The sequence below is a fragment of the Rheinheimera muenzenbergensis genome, assembly GCF_036984005.1.
Classification (GTDB): domain Bacteria; phylum Pseudomonadota; class Gammaproteobacteria; order Enterobacterales; family Alteromonadaceae; genus Alishewanella; species Alishewanella muenzenbergensis.
The window spans coordinates 133,461-159,831 of record NZ_JALAAR010000002.1; the positions used below are offsets into that span (position 1 = coordinate 133,461).

General features: G+C 50.0%; 25 protein-coding genes, 1 tRNA gene and 1 CRISPR repeat array. Of the genes, 21 read left to right on the forward strand and 5 right to left on the reverse strand.

Annotated features, from left to right (window positions below; genetic code table 11):
- Window positions 1–111 precede the first annotated feature (111 nt).
- The 3 genes from MN202_RS02765 to MN202_RS02775 form a co-directional block, all read right to left on the reverse strand.
- Window positions 112–2,064, reverse strand: coding sequence for a DNA topoisomerase III (locus tag MN202_RS02765; RefSeq protein WP_335734563.1), 1,953 nt, complete (start codon window positions 2,062–2,064; stop codon window positions 112–114).
- Window positions 2,065–2,143: 79 nt separating this feature from the next.
- Window positions 2,144–3,277, reverse strand: a complete 1,134-nt coding sequence (locus MN202_RS02770) for an MbnH family di-heme enzyme (RefSeq protein WP_335734564.1) — start codon at window positions 3,275–3,277, stop codon at window positions 2,144–2,146.
- On the reverse strand, window positions 3,274–4,023 hold the full coding sequence (locus MN202_RS02775) for an MbnP family copper-binding protein (protein ID WP_335734565.1): 750 nt from the start codon (window positions 4,021–4,023) through the stop codon (window positions 3,274–3,276). Before MN202_RS02775 ends, MN202_RS02770 begins: the two co-directional genes overlap by 4 nt.
- A gap of 80 nt (window positions 4,024–4,103) precedes the next feature.
- Here MN202_RS02775 and MN202_RS02780 point away from each other — a divergent pair, with 80 nt between their 5' ends.
- The 8 genes from MN202_RS02780 (at window position 4,104) to MN202_RS02815 (ending at window position 10,336) form a co-directional block, all read left to right on the forward strand.
- On the forward strand, window positions 4,104–6,857 hold the full coding sequence (locus tag MN202_RS02780; RefSeq protein ID WP_335734566.1) for a choice-of-anchor B family protein: 2,754 nt from the start codon (window positions 4,104–4,106) through the stop codon (window positions 6,855–6,857).
- Between the two features lie 242 nt (window positions 6,858–7,099).
- Window positions 7,100–7,414 carry a DUF883 C-terminal domain-containing protein gene (locus MN202_RS02785; protein WP_335734567.1) on the forward strand — a complete coding sequence of 105 codons (315 nt, stop codon included), beginning with the start codon at window positions 7,100–7,102 and terminating at the stop codon, window positions 7,412–7,414.
- A 9-nt stretch (window positions 7,415–7,423) separates the two neighbouring features.
- Window positions 7,424–7,903, forward strand: a complete 480-nt coding sequence (locus MN202_RS02790; protein ID WP_335734568.1) for a hypothetical protein — start codon at window positions 7,424–7,426, stop codon at window positions 7,901–7,903.
- Window positions 7,893–8,144: a hypothetical protein gene (locus MN202_RS02795; protein ID WP_335734569.1), complete on the forward strand. Its 252-nt coding sequence runs from the start codon at window positions 7,893–7,895 to the stop codon at window positions 8,142–8,144. The genes MN202_RS02790 and MN202_RS02795 overlap by 11 nt, the downstream gene beginning before the upstream one ends.
- Window positions 8,145–8,381: 237 nt before the next feature.
- Complete coding sequence (locus tag MN202_RS02800) at window positions 8,382–8,729, forward strand: PadR family transcriptional regulator (protein WP_335734570.1); 348 nt, start codon at window positions 8,382–8,384, stop codon at window positions 8,727–8,729.
- Window positions 8,729–9,676: an HAAS signaling domain-containing protein gene (locus tag MN202_RS02805; RefSeq protein WP_335734571.1), complete on the forward strand. Its 948-nt coding sequence runs from the start codon at window positions 8,729–8,731 to the stop codon at window positions 9,674–9,676. The genes MN202_RS02800 and MN202_RS02805 overlap by 1 nt, the downstream gene beginning before the upstream one ends.
- A 167-nt stretch (window positions 9,677–9,843) precedes the next feature.
- Window positions 9,844–10,056 carry a hypothetical protein gene (locus MN202_RS02810; protein ID WP_335734572.1) on the forward strand — a complete coding sequence of 71 codons (213 nt, stop codon included), beginning with the start codon at window positions 9,844–9,846 and terminating at the stop codon, window positions 10,054–10,056.
- The gene (locus MN202_RS02815) at window positions 10,049–10,336 is read left to right on the forward strand and encodes a type II toxin-antitoxin system RelE/ParE family toxin (RefSeq protein ID WP_335734573.1); all 288 of its coding nucleotides are present in this window, start codon (window positions 10,049–10,051) and stop codon (window positions 10,334–10,336) included. Before MN202_RS02810 ends, MN202_RS02815 begins: the two co-directional genes overlap by 8 nt.
- Before the next feature lie 3 nt (window positions 10,337–10,339).
- Here the strand turns inward: MN202_RS02815 and MN202_RS02820 are convergent.
- Window positions 10,340–10,413: transfer RNA gene (locus MN202_RS02820), tRNA-Gly, on the reverse strand.
- Between the two features lie 149 nt (window positions 10,414–10,562).
- Here MN202_RS02820 and MN202_RS02825 point away from each other — a divergent pair.
- The 12 genes from MN202_RS02825 (at window position 10,563) to MN202_RS02880 (ending at window position 23,834) form a co-directional block, all read left to right on the forward strand.
- Window positions 10,563–10,997, forward strand: coding sequence for a nucleotidyltransferase substrate binding protein (locus tag MN202_RS02825; protein WP_335734574.1), 435 nt, complete (start codon window positions 10,563–10,565; stop codon window positions 10,995–10,997).
- Window positions 10,990–11,289: a nucleotidyltransferase family protein gene (locus tag MN202_RS02830; protein ID WP_335734575.1), complete on the forward strand. Its 300-nt coding sequence runs from the start codon at window positions 10,990–10,992 to the stop codon at window positions 11,287–11,289. The genes MN202_RS02825 and MN202_RS02830 overlap by 8 nt, the downstream gene beginning before the upstream one ends.
- A gap of 72 nt (window positions 11,290–11,361) precedes the next feature.
- Entirely contained in the window at window positions 11,362–12,201 is an 840-nt protein-coding gene (locus MN202_RS02835; RefSeq protein WP_335734576.1) for a BrxR family helix-turn-helix transcriptional regulator, read from the forward strand.
- Between the two features lie 149 nt (window positions 12,202–12,350).
- Entirely contained in the window at window positions 12,351–13,382 is a 1,032-nt protein-coding gene (locus MN202_RS02840) for a CRISPR-associated endonuclease Cas3'' (protein ID WP_335734577.1), read from the forward strand.
- A 3-nt stretch (window positions 13,383–13,385) separates the two neighbouring features.
- Window positions 13,386–14,816 carry a CRISPR-associated helicase/endonuclease Cas3 gene (locus MN202_RS02845; RefSeq protein WP_335734578.1) on the forward strand — a complete coding sequence of 477 codons (1,431 nt, stop codon included), beginning with the start codon at window positions 13,386–13,388 and terminating at the stop codon, window positions 14,814–14,816.
- A gap of 8 nt (window positions 14,817–14,824) precedes the next feature.
- Entirely contained in the window at window positions 14,825–15,535 is a 711-nt protein-coding gene (gene cas5c / locus MN202_RS02850; RefSeq protein ID WP_335734579.1) for a type I-C CRISPR-associated protein Cas5c, read from the forward strand.
- A complete protein-coding gene (gene cas8c / locus MN202_RS02855) occupies window positions 15,532–17,628 on the forward strand; it encodes a type I-C CRISPR-associated protein Cas8c/Csd1 (RefSeq protein WP_335734580.1) in 2,097 nt (698 codons plus the stop codon). The genes cas5c and cas8c overlap by 4 nt, the downstream gene beginning before the upstream one ends.
- Window positions 17,628–18,467, forward strand: a complete 840-nt coding sequence (cas7c, locus tag MN202_RS02860) for a type I-C CRISPR-associated protein Cas7/Csd2 (protein ID WP_335734581.1) — start codon at window positions 17,628–17,630, stop codon at window positions 18,465–18,467. The genes cas8c and cas7c overlap by 1 nt, the downstream gene beginning before the upstream one ends.
- Complete coding sequence (cas4, locus tag MN202_RS02865; RefSeq protein ID WP_335734582.1) at window positions 18,457–19,107, forward strand: CRISPR-associated protein Cas4; 651 nt, start codon at window positions 18,457–18,459, stop codon at window positions 19,105–19,107. Before cas7c ends, cas4 begins: the two co-directional genes overlap by 11 nt.
- Window positions 19,088–20,104 carry a type I-C CRISPR-associated endonuclease Cas1c gene (gene cas1c, locus MN202_RS02870; RefSeq protein ID WP_335734583.1) on the forward strand — a complete coding sequence of 339 codons (1,017 nt, stop codon included), beginning with the start codon at window positions 19,088–19,090 and terminating at the stop codon, window positions 20,102–20,104. Before cas4 ends, cas1c begins: the two co-directional genes overlap by 20 nt.
- A gap of 14 nt (window positions 20,105–20,118) precedes the next feature.
- Window positions 20,119–20,412, forward strand: coding sequence for a CRISPR-associated endonuclease Cas2 (gene cas2, locus MN202_RS02875; RefSeq protein WP_305974171.1), 294 nt, complete (start codon window positions 20,119–20,121; stop codon window positions 20,410–20,412).
- A 175-nt stretch (window positions 20,413–20,587) separates the two neighbouring features.
- Window positions 20,588–23,272: direct repeats of the CRISPR family, unit length 32 nt; unit sequence GTCGCGCCTCATGCAGGCGCGTGGATTGAAAC.
- 325 nt (window positions 23,273–23,597) lie between these two features.
- Entirely contained in the window at window positions 23,598–23,834 is a 237-nt protein-coding gene (locus MN202_RS02880) for a hypothetical protein (protein WP_335734584.1), read from the forward strand.
- A 39-nt stretch (window positions 23,835–23,873) separates the two neighbouring features.
- Here the strand turns inward: MN202_RS02880 and MN202_RS02885 are convergent, their stop codons facing one another.
- Window positions 23,874–25,778 carry a propionyl-CoA synthetase gene (locus tag MN202_RS02885; protein WP_335734585.1) on the reverse strand — a complete coding sequence of 635 codons (1,905 nt, stop codon included), beginning with the start codon at window positions 25,776–25,778 and terminating at the stop codon, window positions 23,874–23,876.
- Window positions 25,779–25,937: 159 nt separating this feature from the next.
- Between MN202_RS02885 and arfB the strand changes: the two genes are divergently transcribed.
- Window positions 25,938–26,357 carry an alternative ribosome rescue aminoacyl-tRNA hydrolase ArfB gene (gene arfB / locus MN202_RS02890; protein WP_335734813.1) on the forward strand — a complete coding sequence of 140 codons (420 nt, stop codon included), beginning with the start codon at window positions 25,938–25,940 and terminating at the stop codon, window positions 26,355–26,357.
- Window positions 26,358–26,371 lie beyond the last annotated feature (14 nt).

The following is a 26,371-nucleotide window of genomic DNA, read 5'->3' on the forward strand; positions in this document are numbered from 1 at the left end:
CGCTAATAGTGGCCTGAAGCTAAAGCGCCTGCAATAGCTGTAGCAACCAATTGCGTTTGTATAACACTTTCGGGCGTTGGTTCTGTGTAGACGCCGGTTACAGCTTCAGCTTTATTTTGTCGGCTTTTTCGCACTAAAGCGCCTGGTTTTCGGTTTGCGCCGTTGCCCGCGCTGCTGTCCCAGGCCTTTTAATGCGCTAAAGCCGCTTTGTTGTTGCTCAAGCTCTGTTAGCAGTGTTGTTAAACCACTTTGCAGCGGCTGCATAAAATCGTTGTAACGCAGCCGTTTTGCACAAATGGCTTCTAGCTGGGCTTCCCAGTGCGCTGTCATATCGGGCACCACCATACGCTGGGGTAAGCTGTTAATCAGCTTTTTACCAATCTCGGTGGCACGAATGTCTTTGCCTTGCCGGGTTAAAAACTGCCGCTTAAATAATAATTCGATAATGCCGGAGCGGGTAGCCTCGGTGCCGAGACCGTCTGTTTCCCGCAGCACCTTTTTAATCTCCGGATCGCTAACATAGCGGGCAATGCCGGTCATAGCGGCCAACAGAGTGGCATCGGTAAAGTGTTTCGGTGGGCTGGTTTGCTTTTCATCCAGCTTGCCGTCAATACATTGCAGTACATCGCCTTGTTTCACATCCGGCAGAGGCGTGGGCGAAAAATCAGTGTCCTGTGCGTTATTGCTATCGCCGGGCCGCTCAGTGGTTAATAGCGCCTTCCAGCCCTGGGCGATAACTGACTTTTGCCTGGCGATAAACAGCCCGCCCGCCAGTTCGCAGTCAATCTGGTGTTCGCTGTACAAAAACGGCGGATAAAACTGCATTAAATACTGGCGGGCAATCAGCTGGTACACCTTTAGCTCTTCGTGGCTTAAGCGACTGGCCGCCATGCTGGTAGAGGTGGGAATAATGGCGTGGTGGGCACCAACTTCGCTATCGTTCCAGGCTTTGCTTTTAAGTGTCAGGTCGGCCTGGCTTACGGCTGTGGCTAAGTCGGTTGCCGTATTCGCAATGGCTGTGGTGACGGCGCTGCGCTCAGCATAGTGGCCGGCGGGCAGGTAGCGGCAATCTGATCTTGGGTAAGTAATTAACTTATGCCGCTCGTATAACTGCTGGCAAATATCCAGCGTTTTTTGCGCTGGCAGACTAAAGCGTTTGGCGGCGTCAATTTGCAGTGACGACAAACTGTAAGGCAGCGGCGCTGCCTGCTTTTTTTGTTGCCGTGTTACCGCTTTAACACTACCCGTTTGCTGCAGTACCTTGTGTAATACGGTTTCGGCCAGCTTTTTAACTACAACGCGGCCATCGTCGTCCTGGTAGGGCTGGCAGGCTGTACTGGGCTGCCATTTAGCCTGGAAAGTGCACTGCTGTGTGGTCTCTAACGTGACAAAGACGTCATAAAATGGCTTGCTAACAAAGTTTTCAATGTCCTGATCGCGCTGTACCACTAAACCCAGCACCGGTGTTTGCACCCGACCAATCGATAACACCCCCTGATAGCCCACTTGCTGGCCAAGTAGGGTACATAGCCGCGTCATATTAATGCCGTACAGCCAATCGGCGCGGGCCCGGGCTAAGGCTGAGGTAGCCAGCGGAATAAAATCTGTATTGGGCTTAAGGTTATTCAGCGCCTTTTTAATTGCGGTCGGGTTCATGTCGTTTACCAGGCAGCGCTGAGTGGCGTCGCGCTTGGTTTTACTGATGCCGGCATAGTTAATCACTTCATCAACCAGAATTTGCCCGACCCGATCCGGGTCGCCCATATTAACCAGCACATCCGCCTGGTTAATCAGTTTTTTGACCAGGCTAAACTGCTTACTGGTTTCGCGTTTTATTTGTTGTTTCCATTCGGTTGGAATGATCGGCAAATGCTCTTTGCGCCATTTTTTGTATTCGGCATTGTAGGCTTCCGGCTCGGCCTGCTCGAGTAAATGGCCAATACACCAGGTCACTACGTCACCATTAGCCAGCTTAATAAAGCCGTCGCCTTTTTGCTGCGGTTTGGCCAGCACTGCAGCAACAGCACGGCCGACGCTGGGCTTCTCTGCGATGTATAGCATCATAAGCGTAATTTTATTTATACTGTATCAATATCCAGTAATTTAGCCTGTGGCAGTTAAAATAGCAAAAATTTAGTGACGCTTAGTGGGGGCGCTCGCTAAGCCAGGGGTTGGCGTAAGCCGGGTTGGTAATAAATTGCTCGTCGCTCAGGCTGTGTAAAAACGCCAGTAACGCCTGTTTTTCTGCTGCGGTTAGAGCAAAGCCGCGTATAAAACTACTTTTTAACGGATGCTGCCGGCCATCGCTTGGCTGGCCATTCACTGTTGTTACCAGGCCGCCGGCGGCATAAAAGTCTATTACCTGCTCAAGCGTAGCTATACTGCCGTCATGCATATAGGGCGCGCTGTATGCCACGTTGCGCAACGTAGGCGCGCGAAAACGGCCGTCGTCTGCCAGGTTTAATGTAACTTCACTTAAGCCGGTGTCGTGCTGCGGGTAGCCCATACCGGCTAAATCGGGCCGGCTGACATAGTACAAGCCGGTATTATGAAATGGCCTTCTGTCCAGCGGCTGACGTTGGTGGCTGGTAGCCTGGGTAAAATTAAAGCCGCCATGGCAGTGGTGGCACTCGAGCTTTTCTGAGAAAAATAAATTCAGCCCCTGCAGTTCTTGCTTGGTAAGCGCAGCGTCATCCTGCTGGTAGGCATAGCGGTCAAAACGCGAGTTAAACGATAACAAGCTGCGGCTAAAGCTGGCCAGGGCATCAATAATGCGATGAAAATTTGGCTGGCTGTCGGCAAAGGCAGCGGCGAATAGTTGCGGGTAAGGCGCACGCTGTAACCGGCTTAAGATCTGCTGTTCATGGCCGCCGGCACCGAGTTCTACCGGCGAGTCACCAAACAGCGGCAGCATCAGCTGTGTTTCAATATGGCTAAGGCCATCGTGGGCCCAGGTTTGTGTATTGTTGTAAGCCACATTGACCAGTGCTGAAGCATTGCGCCGGTGTGGCTGGCCGGTACTACCCACCGACACCTTGAGCCTCTGGCTAAACGCATATTGCTGCTGATGGCAGCTGGCGCAGCTTTGCTGCTGATTAGCTGAAAGTGCGGTGTCGTAAAACAAATGCCGGCCCAGCTCTACTTTGGCTGCACTCATTGGATTGTCGGCCGGTACTACCGGTAACGGAAAGCCGTCGGGCAACTGCCACTGGTATTCTTGCTGCGGTTTGCTGCAGCTGCTTAGCAAAACCAGCAGTAAAACAGCCGCAATTCTCATTGCATACTCCAGCCCAGCGGCGGTGCCTCTATGCCCAGCCGGGGCAGCAAGGTTTGGCAGCTTAAGCGGTTAGGATCTGACATACAGTGGTTATCGGCAGATAAGGCTATGTCTGCAAGCAGCGGCGCTAAATCCAGCGTCAGGTTTTGGCCGTATTGATAATTAAGCCGCACGTGCGGTCGGTTTTGTGCTGCGCAGGCAGTGGCAGGCGGGCGCAGCGGGCTGGCCGACTGGCAACCGCTGGCGCCTAAATGCAGTGCCCACTGTTGTTGTGCGCCGGCTAACTCCAGGCGCAGATACTTATAACCCTGCTGCCAGCTCCAGTACATATCACTTTGGTTAAGCGGTGCTTTAGCGCTGAGCGGATCCTGATGATTAAGCGACTGTGGTACCGCCACAAAAAATGTCAGCTCACCTGGTGTCAGCGGCCGGGTAAACTTAACTTGCCAGTTTGCGCTCTGGGTGGCGCTGTTGTCACAGACGCTGCCAAGCAGTGCCAGCCGGGCTTGTTGATGGGGCAGCGTCGGGTCAAGCAATAAAGCGTTATTGTTCAGGCTAAAGTCGCTTAAGTACAACTGCAGTTGCTGCAAATGCCAGTTTTGCCCGGCAATGTCGATAGGGCTGCTACAGTGTAATGGTGCGCCGTTAAAGTGTAATTGCACAGACAGGGTTGTACTGGATTTTGGTGCCGCAGGGCCGCAGCCGCTGAGTAAAACGGGCAGCAGTGCCAGACTAAGTCTTAACATAAAGAAACACTTGCATAACAATATGATGGCGTTAACAATAGCGCAAATTACAACAAGGGTCGATGGACAAGGTGCGACAAATGGATAAACAATTAGCCGTTTCTGGCCTGCAGCAGGCCGGCGTAGCAGCACTAATGTTAACAGTACTGGCACTGACAGCACCGCTGCCGGTACAGGCGCATGCCGAGCATGACAAAGCCCGTTATGTTGCGACCGACGGCAAGGATGCCGGCCGTTGTGATCAGCCGCTGCGGCCGTGCCAGAGCATTGCTTATGCCGTGCAGCAGGCCAACAAAGGTGACAAGGTGTTGGTGGCTGCCGGCCATTATCAGCTGACAGATGACGAGCAGTTGTTTTACTTTAGCAGTGATTTGGTGCCGGTACTGGGCGGTTACAGCCGCATCGACCATTACCAGCTGCAGGCGCCGGATATCAACCGCACCTTGTTAAGTGGCATTCCGCTGCAATGGCAGGATGAGGTTAGCCGGCGGGGTTTTCATCTTATTCGCGACGGTAAGGCACAGCTGTCCGACAGCTTAGCGCTGCGGCTGTTGCAGCATCAAAGCCTGAGTCACTCGCAAACCGCGCAGCAATGCGTAAATGGCAAAGCCGGTAATTTCAGTTGTCATAATATTGATTTAGTGGCGCATATGGCGCTGGCTGATTTTAGCTCGCAGCCATCTTCTGCCAATGATATCTGGGGCCATGTCGATCTAAACAGTGGCACTGAATATGCGCTTATTGGCTTACGCAATGGTACCGCTGTGGTTAGCCTGGCTGATCCGCAAAACCCGGTTGAAGTCGGCACTATAGCCGGCAGCAGCACCACCTGGCGCGATATTAAGGTGTATCAATATTTTGACCGCACACTGCGCCGCTGGCAGGCCTATGCTTATGTGTCATCTGAAGGCAGTGATGGTATTCAGATCATCGATTTAACCCGCTTACCCTCTGAAATCTCACTGGCCGCGACTTACAACGGTGTTATGTCAACGCACAATATTTATATCAGTGGTGTCGATTACAGCAGTAATAGCCAAAACAGCACCACCGCGCCTTTATTACATCTGGCCGGGCAAAATACCCAGCGCGGCGCAGTAAGCAGCCTGTCGCTGGCAAACCCAACCGCACCGGTGCCGCTGTGGCAACAACAGGCTGTTGCCGGTGACTACAGCCATGATGTGGCATCAATGCAAATTGACGATGCGCGCGCACTAAGTGACTGTCAGCAAAGCCCCTGTCAGATACTGTTTGATTTTAATGAGCAGGACGTGCGGCTGTGGGATAGCTCAGTGCCGGCGTCACCCAGTCAGTTAGCGCAGTTTAGCTATGATCAGGTAGCTTATGTGCATTCCGGCTGGAGCAGTGAAGACAACCGGTTTCTGTTTGTGCATGATGAACTGGACGAATCCAGCTTTGCGTTAAATACCACGCTTAGGATCTACGCACTGGACGATTTACGTAACCCGGTATTGCAACCCCTCTGGCGTGGGCCGACGCTGGCGATAGATCATAATGGCTTTGTCCGTGGTAACCGCTACTACATGTCTAATTATCAGCGTGGTTTAACGATACTGGATATCACTAACCCGGCGGCGCCTACAGAAGCGGGCTTTTTTGACACCTTTTTACCCTCTGACGGTGCGGCCTTTAACGGTATGTGGGGCACTTATCCTTTCTTACCCTCCGGACTTATTTTAGGCAGTGATATTAATTCTGGCCTGTATATCCTGGCCGACAATACCAAAGCTGTGGCGGCAGGAGCATTGTCTTTTACCAACAGTACAGTGGTTGTAGAGCCGGGCGAAGTGGCGCAATTGCGGGTGCAGCGGCCACAGGGGGCAGGCGAGGTTAGCGTGGCATATCACACCTTTGCCGGCAGCGCGTTGCCAGGCAGCGACTATGAAACCAGCGCAGGCCGTTTAAGCTGGGCAGCTAATGACAACAGTGACAAAACCCTTAGCGTGACGACGCTGGACAACGGCGAAGTGAGCCAGCGCACTGTGCTGGTCAGGCTGTATGATGTGCAAGGCGGTGCAACCCTGGCCGCCCCGGCTATAGCAGTGCTGGGTTTTGGTACCGAGCCACCCTGGCCAGGTAGCCTGAGCCTGGTGCAAAGCGCAGTGCAGGCTAACGAAGGCGACAGCGTTACCATCACCGTGCAGCGAATTGGCGGCAGCAGCGGTGCCCTGAGTGTGCAATACCAGACCCAGGATGGCAGCGCCAGCGTCGGAGCCGACTACAGCGCCGCCAGCGCACAACTGGATTGGGCCGATGCTGATAGCAGCGACAAAACTATCATGCTGACTGTTATTGATGATGCACTGCAAGAGCCGGACGAAACCTTTACAGTGCAGCTGCTCAGTGTGGCTGGCAGTGTGGTCGGCCCAACCGGCAGTCTGGTTGTTACCATTCTGGATAACGACAGCAATACCGCTCCCCAGGTAAATGCCGGAGAAAACCGCCAGGTCAATGCCGGACAAACGGTAACGCTTAGTGCTGTGGCAACCGATGCCGAGGGCGATACTATCAGCTACCAATGGCAGCAAATCAGCGGCGCCGCGGTCACCTTGCAAAATGCTGCCAGCGCCAGTGCCAGTTTTGTCGCGCCTGCCACATCAGCCAGCCTGACATTCAGAGTCACCACAACTGACAACCGTGGTGCCAGTAGCAGTGACGATATCAGCATTGCCGTGGTTGCCGCCGGGCAAAACAACGCTGTTAATTCAGGTTCCGGCGGTGGCAGCAGCTCACCCTTAGCGCTGTTAGTCGCAGCGTTGTTGTGGTGGTGGCGTCAGTTGCGCCAGGCATGTGCCCTTAACCACAGCCACTAATGTTTTCTCCAGCCAAAGCCAGACTGATGTCTGGTTTTGGTCGCTTTTTTACCCTGTAAAGATTACTTGCAGCAGGTAACATCTACAGTTTTTTTCAGGGTTTTGCAGATGGTTTTATCCACCGAAACAATATAAATATTTGTTTATAATCATCTTTCTCTTTATGGCATAGCCATTGCGTTGTCAACGTTGTAGTAAGCAGCTGAGGGCTGCTATTCATCGCGTTAACCAAGGAGATTGTTATGGCCAGTTCATCAACTCAGGCAGGCAGTTCAGCAAATGGCGCTGCAAATTCGCCGGTAACCAACAAAGCCAGTCAGGCAGCGCATCATGCTGTAGATGCGATGGCAGAGAAAGCTGCCGCCGCAGAAGACAGCTTACGTAAAACGGCTGCGACATCGCGCGACAATATTGCTCAAAAGCAGGAACACATTAAACAGCAGCTGCAAAGCTCATACAGCAAAACCCGGCAGCTGGCGGAACAAAACCCGTTAGCGACTGCTGGTATTGCCTTTGCCGCAGGCGTGCTCCTTACCTCACTATTGCGTCGCCGATAGGGCATTAGCATGCAAAGTCGTGAAACAGCCGAGGCGCCGCCGCAGGCGCCTGAACCTGCTAAGGCAGCAAATATTGGCGAACAAACATGGGATCAATTAACTGAGCTTGCCGCTATCAGTTGGTGTATTAGCAGCAACTATACGCAGCAAATAAAACTGACCGCCGACACCGCACAGGCGGAGTTGTCGTTATCTGCCCGCAGTATTACCGTAGCGGCTGGCCTGGTGGTGTGTTTTGCCGCGGGGCTAATTTTGCTGTGGGGCAGTATGTTGCTGGTTATCGGATATGTGGTTTTTCAGGTAACCGGCACAGCGCTTATTACCGCCAGCGTTTTGCTGCTGTTGCAGTGTTTACTGCTGTTTTGGTGTTGGCGCAGTTTACGCTACGTGTTATCTCAGGTGGGGTTTAGCCATACCTGGCAACAACTGTGTAGTGTATTTGCCGCCAGAGATAAGCCTGCACAAACAGGTGGATCGCATGCTGATTGATAAACTATTATTAAGCCGCAGACTGCGGGTGCAGCAGCTTGCTGAGCAAGGTGCCAGGCTGCAGCACAATCTGCAATTTCAGCAGCAGCTGCTGCAGCAGCGCGCGCTTGTTTTTATTAGCTCTGCGCCAGGTTTAATGCTTAGCTGCAGTGCCGGCGTGATGTTTAGCCTGCGACACAACACTGTAGTTAAAACTGTCCGCCGTGCCGTTGGGCTGCGCTGGTTAAGGTGGGCATTTTAACCGTTTACCAACCTTAATGATGCGGCGCACCGGGCGTCGCATCCTGTTATCTCATCGCTAAACTGCGTTATTACTCGCTTCACTGCCAACTATTTTGTTTTAAGTATTTGAAAAATAACAGTTTAATATTTTTTGACGTTTATTTGGGCAACTAACTTGCTTTTATACTGTATGGCGCATAGTATATTTAACTGTGTGACGCACAGTATGCGTGACACAGTATAGGAAGCAACGAAGATGACTACAGCACAACTGGATAAAATGCGGCTGGAGCTGCGGCGCGGCGTACTGGTGCTGGCCGTACTGGCCTCGCTAAAGCAACCGCACTACGGCTATTCACTACGCAAGCAACTGCAGGACGGCGGGATCGATATCGACGAAGGTACCTTATATCCGTTGGTGCGCCGTTTGGCCGAGCAGGAGTTGCTAAGCAGTGAATGGCGCCAGGGTGAGGGGCGCGAACGGCGCTACTATCAGCTGTCCGAGCTCGGCGCGCAGCTGCTTAGCCAGCTAACTGACGAATGGCAACATTTAAACGGCGCGCTTGGCGGCTTGCTAAGCACGGCACCACAGGAGATGAGTTAATGGAACTGGTAAAACGCTATATTGCCGCGGTGCAACGTGAGTTGCCCGAATCCAAACGCGATGAAATTGGCCGCGAGTTAAATGCCAATATTATGGATCAACTGGACGCACTGACAGAGCAACAGGGTGAACAGAGTAACGCTGATGTTGCGGCATTACTGAAAAAAATGGGCCATCCGCGCACTGTAGCCCAGCAGTTTGTGCCGGTGCAGCCGCTGATTAATGCCAGCTATATGGCATTGTATAAAAACACCTTATTTATGGTACTGGGCGTATTATTTGTATTGCACATAGTAGACGTAACGACGCACTGGTTAAGCAGTGCTGATATGGGCCTGATCAGTTATGTCTTAGTGTTGTTAGGTGGTTTTATAGATGAAGCCTGCTTTGGCTTTACTTCTATTACTCTGGCGTTTTGGTTGATGTCACGCCAGCAACCTGCAGCCAATACCAGCTGCAACGCCAACTGGCAACCGGAAAAACTGCCGCTGGCTGGGCCAGGCTGGCAACATATAGCCCTGCAGGACATCTTTACTGATTTAGCCAGCTACATTTTCTTGCTGGTGGTGATCTGGTACCCATGGTGGCAATCGGCAGAGCAACTGGCACAGGGTAGCTTGTTCCTCAGTAGCAATGTCAGAACAATTTTACAATACAGCACGCCGGTGATTGTATTAGGCATAGTGCATTCGTTATGGCAACTGCAGCAGCGGCTGTGGAGCCGCAGCATGTTAGCCAGCCATGTGCTGCTTAACACTACTATTGCCGTTATAGCGTTATATCTGGCCAGTACTTCACCTCTGCTGCAGCTTAATGCCGAGCGCTGGTATGGCATATTTAACCTGCAGCAATTAGAACGTAGCGCCATGATAACGCTGATAATTATTGCGATGTTTCCGGCCTGGGAAGCGCTGCGGGATGTATTTCGTTTACGCAAACTGCGCTAATTCACAACTTAGCACGGTAACGCACAACACCGTCTGCTTGCCGCAGGCGGCTGGAGCGGGTGGCGGGAATCGAACCCGTGTCTAAAGCTTGGGAAGCTGTGCCGGACAGTTGAGCTACACTCAGTTACACAGTATGCTGAACAGGCAACCGTAAGTGGAGTATGTAAATGTTAAATATTCAAATAGACAACCCAGCGCTGGAAGCGGATTTAAAACAGGCTTTCGGCGATAATCCGCAATCGGTTGCGCGTGCCTTTGCTGAGTTTGTACAGACAAAACGTATTAACGATGACATTAAGGTGTCGCTAAGTCAGTTAGAGCAAGGGCAAGCGCTAAAATCGGCCGATGTATTTAACAGCATTCGCGCCAGGTATGAGTAAATTAGCGCTGGTTTTTTCACCCAGAGCCAGTGAACGCCTCGCACAAATAGCCAGCCACTTATCAGAACAAGGCTTATCAAACGCTTTTATTGTCGACTATCTGAATCAGTTTGAATTGTGGCTAAACAAAGTTCTGTTGGAATTTCCAGACTCGGGCATACCGATGCCGGAATTTGGCGCTGATATCAGGAAAATCTGTTATAAAAAATATAGTTTCGTCTATCGGGTAACCGCGATACAGATTGAAATACTATCGGTTTACCGGGAAAACCTACCATAGAAGTGGAGCGGGTGGCGGGAATCGAACCCGTGTCTAAAGCTTGGGAAGCTTTCGTTCTACCATTGAACTACACCCGCAGTAGAGAACTGCACAGAGAAGAGCCGCTAAAGTAAAGTGCGGCTTTAAGCCTGTCAATGGTTAACCGTGGTTTAATGCAGGTATTCGTTGCCGCCCGACGGGTGTTGCGGTAAATTGCCGCTATTCATTGTCATAAGGTGTAACGGCTATGGAGTTACCCAAACTCGAACTTAGCGCATTAAAGAAAGCGGTGTTGTCGTTACAGCAGGCTTTACAAGATAGCCAGAATCAAACCTTTATTGCCAGCCTTACACCTAGTCAGCAGCGCCTGATTATTGCCGGAGTGATCCAAAACTTCGAATTTAGCTACGAGCTGTGCTACAAAATGCTGAAGCGGCAATTAGAGCAAGATGCCGCTGTACCGGCTGAAATAGACCAGCTTTCTTTTAAAGATTTAATCCGCACTGCTTTTGAAGCTGGCTTGCTAACGGAGCCTGAGCAGTGGTTTGAATTTCGCCGCCAGCGCAATATTACTTCGCACACTTATGATCAGCTAAAAGCACAAAGTGTGTACCAGGCAGCAATTCAATTTGCGCAGCAAGCCCAGGCAGTATTAACCGAATTAGAACAGCGCAATGCTTGATTTAGCGCCGCAGCATTTGCAAATACTACAAAGTATTCTGCAACAGCATGTGCCCGGCGTTACCGTTTGGGCCTTTGGCTCACGCGTCAACGGCAATGCCAAACCGCACTCAGACTTAGACTTAGTGTTGAAAGCCGCTAGCGCGATACCACAACGGCAGCTGTTTGCTTTACAAGATGCGTTGGAAGAATCCGACCTGCCGATTAAAGTAGACGTGCTCGATTGGCAACTCATTTCCCCAGAGTTTCAGCAGCATATTCTTAAGCGCTATCTGGTTTTACCCACCCAGTAACAAACCGCTTGTTGTCTTTGTACCTGTTACGTTAAGGTATGGTTAGCCTATGACAAACTTCAGGGAGATGAAGTGCTTAGCATTAATCAGGACAAACGCTTATGGTTTATCGAACTGATAGCCTGGTGGGAAGGCCGGATCAGCGCCAGCCACCTTATTAAGCAATTTGCTATCAGTCGTACCCAGGCACAGCAAGATTTGCAGTACTACCGACAATTGGCACCCGCCAATTTGCTGTATCACGCCAGCTACAAAAGCTATTTACCGCAAAGCAGCTTTATAGCGCAGTTTATCAACGGCGATGTGGTGGAATATCTAAACTGGATCAGCCATCAGGACGCCATCACCGATGTGAGCACCGCCTTGCCGCACACCACGCTGGCATTGCCAACGCGTCAGGTCAGTGCAGACATTATCCGGGTTTTGGTAAGTGCCATTCGCCAGCAGCGCCGGGTAGAGGTTGACTATGTCTCGGTTACCAACCCCGATCGCCAGGGCCGCATTATTGTACCGCACCACTTTGTTAGCACCGGCTTGCGTTGGCACCTGCGGGCCTTTTGCGAAAAATCAAACCAGTACCGCGATTTTGTATTAAGCCGCTTTCGCGGCCAGCCTGATTTAATGAACAAAACCCACATCAGTGCAGCACAAGACAGCGGCTGGACCACAAAACTGTGTTTGGAATTCCGACCCGACCCCCGCTTAAAACCGGAACAACAAGAAGTTCTGGCCCACGATTACCAAATGCAACACGGCAAATTACACATTCACACCCGTGCTTGTTTAGCTCAATACGTGCTGCAGGAAATGCAGGTAAATATCCGTGACATCAACATCAGCCCCGAAGCCCAGCAGTTGGTGCTAAGCAATGTTGACGCAGTAAAACCCTGGTTATTTGAAGAAAAATCATAAGTTTATCAAGCACCCGTACAGTTAGTTTACAGGTGTTTTTGTACAGTGTTGTGCAATTAGGGATAGAGGGTAGAGTGGTGATGTTGAATTTTGACGCTAATAGTGGCGAATTGGCCAATATTAAAAAGCAGCGTGGAAAGGGATAAAGAATGCTGAAGACCAGTTTTATTGCGCACAAAAGAAAGGTGGATGGTCAATGTCAGTTGCTTCACTCTCATTTAATCGAGGTGGGAGATATTGCTAGCATTTTTGCTAAAAAAATTGGCGCTGAAAACGCTGGAAAGTTACTTGGTCTTTTGCATGACTTTGGGAAATATAGCAAGGAATTTCAGATATATATCAAATCTGCCACTGGCGAAATCAACCCTGATGAAGATGATTATGTCGATGCCAGAGGCATGAAAGGAAAGGTCGACCATTCTACTGCCGGAGCTCAGTTGGTTTGGAGGCGACTTAACCGTTTTGGTGCTGGAGGGCAAGGTGAGCTGTGCGGTCAGATTTTGTCGCTTTGTATTGCATCACATCACAGCGGTCTGATTGATTGCTTTGGCATGGATGACAGAGCCGTGTTTACTGAGCGTATGCGCAAACCAGATGAAAAAGTTCACCTCGACGAATGTTTGCAGGCCGCAGATCAGAAAATTATTAAAGCTGTTGAACAAATTGCAACGGTGGATTTGGTAAAGGAAGTGTTCGGTCAACTCGCTCAATTCGTCAACTTTAAAGAGCCATCAATGATCGACTACTTCAATCTGGGCTTTTTCACCCGCTTTTTGTTCAGTTGCCTGATTGATGCAGACCGGCTCAATAGTGCCGAGTTTGAAGATCCTGCCAGACTAAGTGAAAGGTTAAATAATGCCGCTCCGGTAGATTGGAATATGGCTCTGGAGCGTTTGGAGAAACACTTGGCGACTTTAACTCCGCGAAACTATGTTGATGAATTGCGGAGGGAAATTTCTGATAACTGTAAAGTCAATGCTGAACGAGCACAAGGCATTTACACCCTAACAGTACCGACCGGTGGCGGAAAGACTTATGCCAGTTTGCGCTACGCTCTGCACCATGCCAGACATCATGCTTTGGAGCGTATTATCTACGTCATTCCCTATACCTCTATCATTGAGCAAAACGCCAATGTAATCCGGGAAGTGGTAGAAAGAGATAGTGATGTCAGGCCATGAGTGTTGGAACATCACTCAAATCTGGAGCCGGAACAGCAAACTTGGCAAACCAAGCTGGTATCTGAAAATTGGGATGCACCTATCGTGCTGACCACTATGGTTCAACTGTTGGAAACCTTGTTCAGTGGAGGAACTAAAGGCGTGAGGCGGTTGCATCAACTGGCCAAAAGTGTTCTGATTTTTGATGAGATCCAGACGTTGCCGGTAAATTGTGTCCACATTTTCTGCAATGCCATGAACTTTCTCACGCAGCAAGCCAATACCACGGCAGTGCTTTGTACAGCGACTCAGCCCTTGCTAAACGAGTTGAAAAGTCCGAAGAAAGGACAGTTAAACATTCCCATTGAAAACGAACTGGCCGGAGCTTTTGAACGGCATTTTATTCAGTTGCGACGGGTAGATATCCATAACCAGATAAAAGCTGGTGGCTGGAAAGCGCAGGAAATTTCCCAGCTAGCTGTGGAGCAGTTTATGGAACATGGTAGTTGTCTAGTGATTGTTAACACCAAAGGCTGGGCGCAGGAATTGTATCAACAGTGTTCTGAGCAGGTAGATCTATCCCAACTATTTCATCTTAGCACCAATCAATGCCCTGCTCATCGTAAGGTCTTGCTGGGAAAAATTCGATCCCGGCTGGAGCAGAAGCTGCCAGTGCTTTGCATCTCAACGCAGTTAATTGAAGCTGGGGTCGATGTGGACTTCGCCTCTGTCATCCGTTTTCTGGCTGGATTGGACTCGATAGCTCAGGCAGCTGGACGTTGCAATCGCAATGGTCGGCTAGTTGATTCAGAGGGAAATTTAGTTAAGGGTCAAGTTTATGTGGTGAATCCGGACAAGGAAAGCACTGGCCTGTTAAAGGATATTGAGATAGGTAAAGATAAAGCAGAGCGGGTCTTGTCTGAAGGATACGATGATGTATTGTCACCTGCCGCAATCAGTCAATATTTCCGCTACTACTTTTTTGATCGTGCTGACGATATGAGTTATCGATTGGTCGGGAACAAACTTCATAGAGATGACAATTTGTTGAATCTGTTAAGTACAAGAACGGGAAGCAACGGCAATTTCACTGGCCGTGACGGACAAATCCCGCTGCTACGGCAGGCTTTTATGGAAGCAGGTAAACAATTCAAGGCAATTGATGCGCCAACTCAGGCTGTAATTGTTCAGTACGGCGAAGGTCGGGAGGTGGTAGCTGAGCTTTGTTCGGTGGCAAAGGATTTTGATGCTCCTCGCTATTACCAGTTATTACGACAGGCTCAGCAATACAGCGTCAATGTCTTTCCCAATGTATGGAAAAAACTTCTGGAGCAGGACGCCGTGCACGAAGTACAGCAGGGACACGGAATCTATTACTTGGATGAAGCGCACTACAGCACGAGTTTCGGGTTAGAAGCTGAGCGCGTCAACATGATGTCGGCTCAGGTTTTATAGGAGATAACATGAAAAACAGCATCAGTTTCAAATTATCGGGGCGCTATGCATTGTTTACCGACCCTATTACTAAGATTGGCGGGGAGAAGTGCACTTACCATGTACCCACCTATGAAGCGATCAAAGGCGTGCTTAAATCCATTTACTGGAAGCCTACCATTGTCTGGCATGTTGATAAGGTTAGAGTTATCAAACCAATTCGTACCCAAACCAAGGGGACAAAACCGTTGGTTTGGAATGATGGAAGCAAAAATGAGTTAGCAATTTATACCTTTCTTCGTGATGTGGAATATCAGGTTCAGGCTCATTTTGAGTGGAACACGCATAGACCAGAGTTGAGCCAAGATCGGATTGACGGTAAACATTTTTCCATTGTTCAGCGAATGCTGCAAAAAGGCGGTCGGCAGGATATTTTTCTTGGTGTGAGGGACTGCCAAGGCTATGTGGAACCTTGTGAATTTGGTGAAGGTCCAGGAGCCTTTGACGAAATAGATGAGTTATCGTTCGGTCTGATGTTTCATGGCTTCGATTATCCAGACGAAACTGGAGGGAAAGAATTACACAGCCGCTTTTGGCGTGCCACCATGATGAAGGGAGTATTGGAGTTTCCTAAGCCTGAACAATGTGAAATTCGACGTTTTGTACGCGAAATGGAAGCGAAAAAGTTTTATTTGGACGAAAACCTGTTAGCTGTGGAGAGTGAGGAGGCTTCGTTATGAGTTGGATGGCAAAGCTATATGACACCTATGAACAGGCAATGAAGCTTGATATCCCTGATGAAGTTAAACCTATGCCTGTTAGCCACACTAGGCAAAATGCCAATATCAATATAGTAATTGACATAGATGGAAACTTTAAACGTGCTTCAGTACTCACTAAAACCCCTGTTGTTTTGCCTGCTACGGAACAGTCAGCGAGTCGAACTGGAAAGTTGCCACCGCCTCACCCGCTAGGCGACAAGCTGCATTATATAGCTAAAGACTATCCAGACTTTGGCGGTGAAAAACCGCACTTCTTTGAAAGTTACCGCGCACTTTTGGCTTCTTGGTGTGATTCAGCATTTACACATCCAAAAGCTGTCGCGGTCTTGAAGTACGTAGATAAAGGGAGCGTAATTAAAGATCTCATAGAGCATAAAATACTATTCACAAGGTCAGGAGTACTAATAACACCGTCAAGTTCTGAGGAAATAAAAGAGGTCACAGGTACTATTCCAGAAGTATTTAAATCAATCGTGAAAGATGGGACAACAAAAAAATTTGATCAAGGTAGTGCTTTAGTGTGCTGGACGGTGGAGCAGGACAATGAGCCATTATCAGATACTTGGGTGGACTTGGAGCTTCAGCGTAGATGGGTGGCATTTGATTCTTCACTAGATTCAGCAGAAGGCCTGTGCTTCGTTAAAGGTATCATTGAGCCCCTCGCTTCAAATCATCCCTCTAAAATACTCCGCTCAGAAAACGGTGCGAAGTTAATATCTGCTAATGACACCGATGGGTTCACCTTCCGTGGTCGCTTCACTGATAGCAAAGGAAGCATCAAAAAATCAGGATATCAGGCCTTAGGTGTGAGTTTTGAAACTACACAGAAAGCTCACAATGCACTCAGATGGCTACTGGGCAGACAAGGTGTTGAAAACGGAAAACAGGCCGTGATTGCTTGGGCAGTATCAGGAAAATCAGTTCCAGCACCTTTGGTGCCCACTTTAGATTTGGACGACTTCGATGAAATCATTAATGACAGTAAGGATGTTTTGTCTACTGCAACTGATCTTACGTCGGATCTTGGGGAAAGTTTTGCCAAAGCCCTAAACCGTTATATGGCAGGGTATTTTGATGGACGTATAGCTCATCTTAAAGAACACGAAAGTATCATTGTCATGGCGCTTGACTCAGCAACGCCTGGAAGAATGGCGATCACTTATTACCGTGATTTTATGGCTAAGGAATATGTAACCACTATTGAAAAATGGCATCGTCATTTTGCTTGGTCATTGCAGATTAGCAAGGAGACTCAAGAAAGTGGAAAGAAAGTGCACAAAGAAACTTATTGGGTAATAAGTGCTCCGTCGCCATCCAAAATTTTGAAAGCTGCCTATGGCAGCATTGTTGATAGCAACAAAGAGCTACGAAAAAACTTATATGAACGCTTGTTACCCTGCATTGCTGATGGGCGGCCTATACCCAGAGATATTGTCGACCTTGCTATTCAGCGAGCTAGTAACAGAAACATTAAACGACTCAAAGATCAGTATTCAACACCAGTAAGTGAATTGAACGCATGGATGAACGATCTGGCCGTTGCATGTTCACTTTATCGTGGATTTCACCATCCAGAACGCCAACCGGATTCAAATAAAAGGAGAAACTATATTATGTCACTAGACATGCAGTGTGCTTCAAGAGACTACCTGTACGGACGATTACTGGCGGTTGCTGAGCGTATTGAAGAAATGGCAATGATTGCTGCCAGTGAACCAAGCCGTTCAACCCATGCAAGTCGACTGATGCAAAGATTTGCAGATCGTCCGGCATCAACATGGGTGAATATCCGCGAGGCATTGGTGCCTTACCAACAGAGACTTCGCGCTAAGCTCCCGCCTTTAGAGGCGGCTTATAACAGGTTGTTAGATGATATTTCTGATGCTTTTGACAGGGACGATTTCTCATTGATTAAAAAATTAAGCGGGGAATATCTACTCGGATACCATTGTCAGCGGAAATGGCTCAGAGAGCATAAGTTAGAAAAGGGGCAGTGGGTATCTAAGTCCGTAGAAGAACCAGAATTAACAATACTTGAAGGAGAAGAATAATGAGTTCACTGAGCCAGAAAATTGATTTTGCAGTTATTTTTTCAGTAAAAAATGCTAATCCAAACGGCGACCCGTTAAATGGTAACCGCCCACGCACAGATTATGATGGCTTTGGCGAAATTACTGATGTTTGTTTAAAGCGCAAAATTCGCGACCGCTCACAAGATTCCGGCCAAGCGATTTTTGTACAGTCTGACGAGAAAAAAATTGATCATTATGTTTCTCTAAGAAAACGTGCGGAAGGTGTTTTAGGTAAAGACACTCTGGACGCTAAGAAAACACCAGCTAAAGAAGCTGCTGAAAAAGCATGCAAGGCGTGGTTTGATGTTCGGGCATTTGGTCAGTTATTTGCGTTTGAAGGAGAAAAGAAGGGAGGAGACGGTGTATCTATACCCATTCGTGGGCCGGTTAGCATTCATTCTGCTTTTAGCATTGAACCGGTAAGTATTACCAGTACGCAGATCACCAAAAGTGTTAGTGGTGATGGTGATGGCAGTAAAAAAGGCTCAGACACTATGGGTATGAAACATCGTGTTGATCACGCTGTTTATGTTGCATTTGGTGCTATGTCGCCTCAACTGGCTGAAAAAACCGGTTTTAGTGACGCAGATGCGAATGCGCTTAAATCGATACTACCAAAATTGTTTGAAGGCGACGCATCCTCTGCACGGCCAGAGGGTTCTATGGCGGTTGAAAAGGTGATTTGGTGGCAACATAGCAGCAAGGCCGGGCAGTATTCATCTGCCAAGGTACACAGAACGCTGAATGTCAAACCTGATGGTAGTTATGAAATAAGCCAGTTAGCAGGGTTAACGCCAGAAGAGATTGATGGCTTCTGATGCTGACAGGCGTTTAGTGCCACTGGCGGCCTTACAGCATTTTGCTTTTTGCCCCCGCCAGTGTGCACTAATACATAACGAGCAAGTGTGGGCAGACAATTATCTGACTGCACAAGGCAACTTGCTGCATGAGCGGGTAGACAGTGGCGAACTGGAAACCCGCAAAGGAGTGCGGTTTGAACGCGGTGTGCAGGTGGCGGCGCCTAAGCTTGGCATAACCGGTAAGCTGGATTTAGTAGAGCGTGACTTATCCAGCGGCAAATTATGCCCGGTAGAGTACAAACGCGGCAAACCCAAACCCGGTGATTGGGATGAAATTCAACTTTGTGCGCAGGCACTGTGCCTGGAAGAAATGACCGGGCAGAATATACCCGAAGGCGCACTGTGGTATCACCAAACCCGCCACCGGCAAGTTATTGCGTTGGGCACTGAGCTGCGCCAGCGCACTTTACAAGTAATCGCCGACGTAGCAGCAATGCTGGCCTCGGGCCAAACACCCAAGGCAGTATATGGCAAGCATTGCCATGCCTGCAGTTTGTATGACTTATGCAATCCCAAATTGCTGCAACAAGACAACAGCCGCAAGTATGTAAAAAAACTCTTTGCCACGGATGATACTGATGAAAAAACTGCAGAATAGTTTGTATATCAATACACAGGGCGCTTATCTGCATAAAGAACGTGAAACTCTTGTTATTGATATCAATAAACAAAAGGTGGCGCAGTTACCTATTCACGGTATCGGCGCCATTTTTTGCTTTGGCAATGTGATGGTATCGCCGCAAGTTATGGGGTTTTGTGGTGAAAACGCGGTGAATCTGGCATTTTTTACCGAATATGGCCGTTTTCTGGCCAGAATTCAAGGCAAGCAATCGGGTAATGTATTGTTGCGAAGAAGCCAATACCGCAGAGCGGATGAAGATCCACACTCCATTGCCCGAAATATCGTAGCGGCAAAAATACAGATGCAAAAGCAGGTACTGCAGCGTCAGCAGCGTAATCATGGCGTATTGCCTGAATTAACTACCCAGATAACGGCACTTAATCATATTTTGGATACGTTAAAGCTGGCCACCAACCTGTATAAAATTCGTGGTTACGAAGGAGATGCTGCTGCACGGTATTTCTCGGTATTTAATTTATTGCTTACCGGCAGTGCAAAAGGCTTTAATTTTTGCGGCCGGGTGCGGAGGCCTCCGACCGATCCTGTTAATGCGCTACTGTCGTTTATTTACTCAGTACTAGGCAATGATATCAGTGCGGCTTTACAAGGCGTAGGGCTTGACCCTCAGGTGGGCTTTTTGCATCAGGAACGGCCAGGTAGAGACAGCCTGGCGCTGGATTTGCTGGAAGAGTTCCGTGCTTTTATCGCTGATCGTTTAGTGCTTACCCTACTGAACCGGCAACAACTTAAAGCAACAGATTTTGTGGCAGAAGCCGGTGGCGCAGTAAAGCTAAAAGATGATGCCCGCAAACTAGTACTGCAAGAATACCAAAGCCGCAAACAGCAAACCATTAAGCATGCTTTTTTGGGCGAAGACGTTGAAATCGGTTTATTGCCTTACATTCAGGCGATGTTGCTGGCCCGGCACCTGCGTGGTGACCTAGCTGAGTATCCACCCTTTTTTAGTAAGTAGCAGGTAGCTCTTTTATGATGGTACTAATTACCTACGACGTATCCTTTAGTTCAGAAGATGGCAAAGCCCGGCTACGACGTATTGCCAAAATTTGTCAGGACTACGGCACCCGTGTGCAGTACTCGGTGTTTGAGTGTGATATCGACCCGGCGCAATGGGTCAGGTTGAAAGCTGAGTTATTGGCTACGTACGATGAAGAAGTTGATAGCCTGCGGTTTTACATTCTGGGTAAAAGCTGGCGCAGTAAAGTAGAACACCATGGCGCCAAAGCGGCTTTGGATTTATTTGCCGATACGCTGATTATCTAATCGCTAACCGGTAGTGCTCTTTAAAAAGCCAGATCTTTAGCGGCGGGCTTACTAACTGAATTTAAAAGTTAAATGTAAGCCCGTTGTATTTTTACGTTCGTTATTTGAATAATCTTTGTCGGTTAGCGCTAAATACATTTTAGCGTTAGACTACACCCGCCTTTGCAAAAAGGCAGTCGCGCCTCATGCAGGCGCGTGGATTGAAACTGATCATATGTCCAGTCAGGGTTTTGTTGGTGAAGTCGCGCCTCATGCAGGCGCGTGGATTGAAACCAGCTGCCAAGCCTTTCTGATGTCCGGGCATTTGTCGCGCCTCATGCAGGCGCGTGGATTGAAACGTGGCTCTGGCAAAAGTAAAATAGCTGTCGCTGAAAGTCGCGCCTCATGCAGGCGCGTGGATTGAAACCTCGGTAGCTCTACCGCCTTTCGCTGTTACGGCCAGTCGCGCCTCATGCAGGCGCGTGGATTGAAACACGTTGGCTGACGGCGCAATTGTCGCTATGCGCGTCGCGCCTCATGCAGGCGCGTGGATTGAAACCAGAACATCAGCGACACGATAACAACGCTGCGCGTGTCGCGCCTCATGCAGGCGCGTGGATTGAAACTGGCTGAATAATGCGGAACGGTCTTTAAATGTAAGTCGCGCCTCATGCAGGCGCGTGGATTGAAACACCGCAAGCATTAGCTAAATATATGACTAAAGTGTCGCGCCTCATGCAGGCGCGTGGATTGAAACGCAATTGCGCGAATCTGAGCAGCGCGCTGTTGTGCGTCGCGCCTCATGCAGGCGCGTGGATTGAAACAGTTGACAGATAAAACTTAAAATAAAACCCCTTAGTCGCGCCTCATGCAGGCGCGTGGATTGAAACTGATAATAAATCCGCAACTGTGTCGATTAGCGGGTGTCGCGCCTCATGCAGGCGCGTGGATTGATACATCACCAGAAGGAATTGTTACTGTTTTACCAGACGTCGCGCCTCATGCAGGCGCGTGGATTGAAACTATTCCCTGTTATTAAACTGCGCGTGCGCTCACCGTCGCGCCTCATGCAGGCGCGTGGATTGAAACATTTGGCGCACCCTTACCTATCAGTGTAAACGAACGTCGCGCCTCATGCAGGCGCGTGGATTGAAACTGGCTGCCGCTGGCTGACTCTATGCCAACATCAAAGTCGCGCCTCATGCAGGCGCGTGGATTGAAACAGTCACTACCGAAGGCGCAAACATACCCACATAGCGTCGCGCCTCATGCAGGCGCGTGGATTGAAACTCTGAGCGCTCGATTGTTGACGTAAACCATCATGTGTCGCGCCTCATGCAGGCGCGTGGATTGAAACACCTTAAAGACAACCTATCTTGATAATGCGTTTGTCGCGCCTCATGCAGGCGCGTGGATTGAAACGACTGCTCGTCCGTGCGCTTGTTCGTCAGGTCGTGTCGCGCCTCATGCAGGCGCGTGGATTGAAACGGTTGATGTTGATTATGGCCAGCTTGATAAGCTTGTCGCGCCTCATGCAGGCGCGTGGATTGAAACGCGTAACGCAGCGAGCTCTCTCTCAAGTCGCTCTGGTCGCGCCTCATGCAGGCGCGTGGATTGAAACCTAACGCCTAGTCCTGCGGGTTACTGATACCTCAGTCGCGCCTCATGCAGGCGCGTGGATTGAAACCTGACACGGGATCAACTGTTGAAGTTATCGAAATGTCGCGCCTCATGCAGGCGCGTGGATTGAAACTCTTTCAGCATGCGGTAAAGCCATTTTCTGGCAAGTCGCGCCTCATGCAGGCGCGTGGATTGAAACAACAGCAAATCTGTCGCGTTGCTTTCGATATTTGTCGCGCCTCATGCAGGCGCGTGGATTGAAACATGCCACCGTAGAAAACCTGCAGTACACCATAGCGTCGCGCCTCATGCAGGCGCGTGGATTGAAACCTAATGCCTGATGGCATCGTTATTTGAAACCATGTCGCGCCTCATGCAGGCGCGTGGATTGAAACCTAGCCGACAACATTTGGCAATCAAAATGGGATAGTCGCGCCTCATGCAGGCGCGTGGATTGAAACCGTCAAAATTTATTGATATAACTCCCGTGACTGGAGGTCGCGCCTCCCGCAGGCGCGTGGATTTAAACAGGTAGCTGCCGCCCACTTGCTGCAACTGGCGGGCTGTCGCGCCTCCCGCAGGCGCGTGGATTGAAACAGCACAGCGACGCTGGCAGCGCATTACGTGGCTAGTCGCGCCTCCCGCAGGCGCGTGGATTGAAACCGTGAACATAACGGCAAGCACTACCCGTTAGAAGGTCGCGCCTCCCGCAGGCGCGTGGATTGAAACAGTGCTGGGCGCTCAACGGTGTATATTAAAGATGGTCGCGCCTCACGCAGGCGCGTGGATTGAAACAAACTCCCACTCGCCGTTAAAATCTGAATCTGGAAGTCGCGCCTCCCGCAGGCGCGTGGATTGAAACTCAGCTGCTGCAGCAGCCTGAAACAACTATCGCAGGTCGCGCCTTCCGCAGGCGCGTGGATTGAAACTCAGTTCCTTTTCGAATTTTGCTCAGGTTTCCTTTGTCGCGCCTTCCGCAGGCGCGTGGATTGAAACTGCCAGAGGTTGAAGGCTATACTGATGGACTACGTCGCGCCTCCCGCAGGCGCGTGGATTGAAACATCTGTGAAGCGGTTAACCCTGAAATAGCCGGTAGTCGCGCCTCACACAGGCGCGCGGATTGAAACTTGCAGGGTTAGGGTTTCGTAGCGGGTTACCAGCTGTCGCGCCTCCCATAGGCGCGTGGATTGAAACATATCTCCCATTTCGTAGATCGTTTTCTTAATCGCGTCGCGCCTCTCGCAGGCGCGTGGATTGATGCGAGAGGAAGTTTGAAGCTACGTGATGTCTATAAAGTCAGGTGCCCATAAAGTCAGGTGCCCATAAGAAATGTGTGAGTTGAAACAAATAGTTCAGTACGTATAAGCAAAATTAGTCGGGTCTCCCGCTGAAATTTCGCTTGCTACAAAGAAGTGGCACCTGGTTTCAGAAGCATGGAGGTAAGCGAATAACTCAGATTCTAAACTCCTCGAATTCGAGGAGTTTAGAATCTGCCCCGGCCTATACCTTGGTAACTAGCCACCCTCTACCGCTCAAATAATGCTATGGTGTTTAACTTGTTTAAACACCGGATTACGAGTGTTGTTATGCGACAGATTGTATTTTGCCTTTTGCTGTTACAGCCTTTACCTCTGCTGGCGGCGATACAGTTTAGCCAGTCAGAATGCCAAAAGCTTAATGCGCAGCGGCTGGAAGTGCGTAAGCAGTTACGCCAGCCCTATGATGCTGAGCACGGCCAAAAATTGCAGGCCAAGCTGCAGGAGTTGGAACGTGTGCTTAAAAACCATTGCAAGAAGCCGGTTAAAGATACGCCGCCGCTGTAGTGTTGGGTGGTTAATGAAACAGGGGCTTGCGCCCCTTATTTATACTGGCGAAACCAGGCCTCTGTTATGCATCAGGGCAGCAATTTCGGGCAGGCTGGCCGGGTCGTCTATGGTAGAGGGCACCGAGTATTCACTGCCAGCCGCGATTTGTCGCAGCAGTTTGCGCAGTATTTTACCAGAACGGGTTTTCGGTAGCCGTGTTACGATAATGGCTTGTTTAAAACAGGCCAGGGCGCCAATTTCCTGCCGCACCATTGCTACCAGTTCCGCCTCTAAGATGGTTTCATCCACATCAATACCGTTTTTGATCAGCACCAGCGCCAGTGGTTGCTGGCCTTTGATTGGCTCGTGAATACCGATGACACAGCATTCGGCAATAGCCGGGTGGCTGGCGACAATTTGTTCCATTTCGCCGGTGGATAAGCGGTGGCCAGCGACGTTGATAACGTCATCGGTGCGGCCCATGACAAATAAATAGCCATCCTGATCGATATAGCCACCATCACCACTGGCGTAGTAACCGGGGAAACTGCGTAAATAGCCGTCGACAAAGCGCTGGTCATTACCCCAGATGGTCGTTAAACAGCCCGGCGGTAATGGCAGTTTTAACGCGATATAGCCTTGCTCGTTAGCACGAAGCTGCTGGCCGTTATCATCTAAGATCTGCACATTAAAGCCGGGTACCGGCAGGGTAGACGAGCCTGGTTTTACCGGCATTAACTCAATGCCAGTGGGATTAGCGGCTATCGGCCAGCCGGTTTCGGTTTGCCACCAGTGATCGATAACCGGTTTTTGCAGCTTTTCGCTTACCCAGTCATAGGTGGCCGGGTCCAGCCGCTCGCCGGCCATAAAAATAGTATGCAGCGCGGATAAATCGTAGCGCTGCAGCGCCGCGTCCGGATCTTCCTTACGGATAGCACGAAAGGCGGTAGGTGCTGCAAACAGGATGTTTACACCATATTCAGCGCAGACGCGCCAGAAGGCGCCGGCGTCGGGAGTAAACACCGGCTTACCTTCATACAATACAGTGGTGCAGCCGGTGATGAGCGGGCCGTACATAATGTACGAGTGGCCCACTACCCAACCAACATCTGATGCGGCCCAGAATACATCGCCGGCTTTGGCGTTATACACGGCTTGCATGCTGTAATTGAGCGCCACGGCATGGCCGCCGTTATCGCGCACTACGCCTTTAGGTTTACCTGTGGTACCTGAGGTGTACAGTACATAGAGCGGATCTGTCGCTTTGACCGGCACGCAGCCGGCGGGCTCAGCTTTAGCTGCAGCAAGCTGCCAGTCCAGATCGCGGCCGCTTTGCATGTCGGCCCGTAGCTGTGGCCGCTGATAAATAACACAGTAGCCGGGTTTATGGCTGGCTTTGTTAATCGCATCATCCAGCAGCGGTTTATAGGCAATCAGTTTACTGATTTCAATACCGCAGGAGGCGCTTACGATCACTTTGGGGCAGGCGTCATCGATACGCAGGGCCAGCTCATGGGCAGAAAAGCCGCCAAACACCACTGAGTGCACAGCGCCCAAGCGGGCCACAGCCAGCATAGCAATAGCCGCCTGCGGGATCATCGGCATATAAATTACTACCCGGTCGCCTTTAGTTACGCCCAGCGCTTTTAATACGCCGGCAAACTGCGCCACCTCGTCGCGCAGCGCCCGGTAGCTGAAGCGTTGTTTGGTATTGGTTACCGGCGAGTCGTAAATTAACGCTGTCTGTTCGCCGCGGCCTTGTTCAATATGGTAATCCAGTGCCAGGTAAGCGGTATTGAGTACACCGTCGCTAAACCACTGATAATGGTCGGCATCCTGTTGTTGTAAGGTGTTATGTGGTGTTTTGTACCAGCTTAATCTGGCCGCTTGCTGCTGCCAGAAGGCGTCTGGGGTGTTGATTGCAGCCTGATAGTGCTGCTGATAATGACTGCTTGTGCTCATGCTGGCATCCTCGCGTCGATAACAATTAACGACCATAGCCATACTGTAGCGAATAATCGGTGTTAACGAACTTAGACTTAAGGCTAAGCCAGTAAACTTGTGTCGGGGCGGCGCTTGTGGTCTGATCGCGGTATTAGCGCAGCAACTTACAGCGACAGCATGGCAATTCAGATTTCAAACAGTGTGGTATTGAACGATAACGAGCTGGAGTGGCAGTTTATCCGCTCCAGTGGCGCCGGTGGTCAGCATGTCAATAAAGTGTCTACCGCGGCCCAGCTGATTTTTGATATTAACGCCTCCAGTTTGCCGCAGTTTTATAAAGAGCGGTTGCAGGCCAAAGCAGACCATCGTATTACCCAAAGCGGCAAAGTGATTATTAAATGCCAGCAAAGCCGTAGCCAGGAGATGAACCGCGAGCAGGCCCTGGCGCAGTTTATTGAACTGCTGCAATCGGTCGCGCGGGTGGCAAAAAAACGCATAGCAACCAAAGCCACCTACGGCAGCCAGCAGAGGCGGCTGGAACATAAAAAACAGCGCGGTGCCACCAAGGCGCTGCGCCAACAAAAGCCACTAGGCTGAATATGGCGCTGCGC

Bases quoted from the DNA above. Each gene is read 5' to 3' on its own strand.
- MN202_RS02770 (WP_335734564.1), bottom strand. From the start codon at position 3,277: ATGAGAATTGCGGCTGTTTTACTGCTGGTTTTGCTAAGCAGCTGCAGC.
- MN202_RS02790 (WP_335734568.1), top strand. From the start codon at position 7,424: ATGCAAAGTCGTGAAACAGCCGAGGCGCCGCCGCAGGCGCCTGAACCT.
- arfB (WP_335734813.1), top strand. From the start codon at position 25,938: ATGGCAATTCAGATTTCAAACAGTGTGGTATTGAACGATAACGAGCTG.
- MN202_RS02840 (WP_335734577.1), top strand. From the start codon at position 12,351: ATGCTGAAGACCAGTTTTATTGCGCACAAAAGAAAGGTGGATGGTCAA.
- MN202_RS02800 (WP_335734570.1), top strand. From the start codon at position 8,382: ATGACTACAGCACAACTGGATAAAATGCGGCTGGAGCTGCGGCGCGGC.
- MN202_RS02885 (WP_335734585.1), bottom strand. From the start codon at position 25,778: ATGAGCACAAGCAGTCATTATCAGCAGCACTATCAGGCTGCAATCAAC.
- cas2 (WP_305974171.1), top strand. From the start codon at position 20,119: ATGATGGTACTAATTACCTACGACGTATCCTTTAGTTCAGAAGATGGC.
- MN202_RS02825 (WP_335734574.1), top strand. From the start codon at position 10,563: ATGGAGTTACCCAAACTCGAACTTAGCGCATTAAAGAAAGCGGTGTTG.
- MN202_RS02830 (WP_335734575.1), top strand. From the start codon at position 10,990: ATGCTTGATTTAGCGCCGCAGCATTTGCAAATACTACAAAGTATTCTG.
- MN202_RS02815 (WP_335734573.1), top strand. From the start codon at position 10,049: ATGAGTAAATTAGCGCTGGTTTTTTCACCCAGAGCCAGTGAACGCCTC.
- MN202_RS02795 (WP_335734569.1), top strand. From the start codon at position 7,893: ATGCTGATTGATAAACTATTATTAAGCCGCAGACTGCGGGTGCAGCAG.
- cas4 (WP_335734582.1), top strand. From the start codon at position 18,457: ATGGCTTCTGATGCTGACAGGCGTTTAGTGCCACTGGCGGCCTTACAG.
- MN202_RS02880 (WP_335734584.1), top strand. From the start codon at position 23,598: ATGCGACAGATTGTATTTTGCCTTTTGCTGTTACAGCCTTTACCTCTG.
- cas1c (WP_335734583.1), top strand. From the start codon at position 19,088: ATGAAAAAACTGCAGAATAGTTTGTATATCAATACACAGGGCGCTTAT.
- cas8c (WP_335734580.1), top strand. From the start codon at position 15,532: ATGAGTTGGATGGCAAAGCTATATGACACCTATGAACAGGCAATGAAG.
- MN202_RS02775 (WP_335734565.1), bottom strand. From the start codon at position 4,023: ATGTTAAGACTTAGTCTGGCACTGCTGCCCGTTTTACTCAGCGGCTGC.
- MN202_RS02780 (WP_335734566.1), top strand. From the start codon at position 4,104: ATGGATAAACAATTAGCCGTTTCTGGCCTGCAGCAGGCCGGCGTAGCA.
- cas5c (WP_335734579.1), top strand. From the start codon at position 14,825: ATGAAAAACAGCATCAGTTTCAAATTATCGGGGCGCTATGCATTGTTT.
- MN202_RS02810 (WP_335734572.1), top strand. From the start codon at position 9,844: ATGTTAAATATTCAAATAGACAACCCAGCGCTGGAAGCGGATTTAAAA.
- cas7c (WP_335734581.1), top strand. From the start codon at position 17,628: ATGAGTTCACTGAGCCAGAAAATTGATTTTGCAGTTATTTTTTCAGTA.
- MN202_RS02765 (WP_335734563.1), bottom strand. From the start codon at position 2,064: ATGATGCTATACATCGCAGAGAAGCCCAGCGTCGGCCGTGCTGTTGCT.
- MN202_RS02805 (WP_335734571.1), top strand. From the start codon at position 8,729: ATGGAACTGGTAAAACGCTATATTGCCGCGGTGCAACGTGAGTTGCCC.
- MN202_RS02785 (WP_335734567.1), top strand. From the start codon at position 7,100: ATGGCCAGTTCATCAACTCAGGCAGGCAGTTCAGCAAATGGCGCTGCA.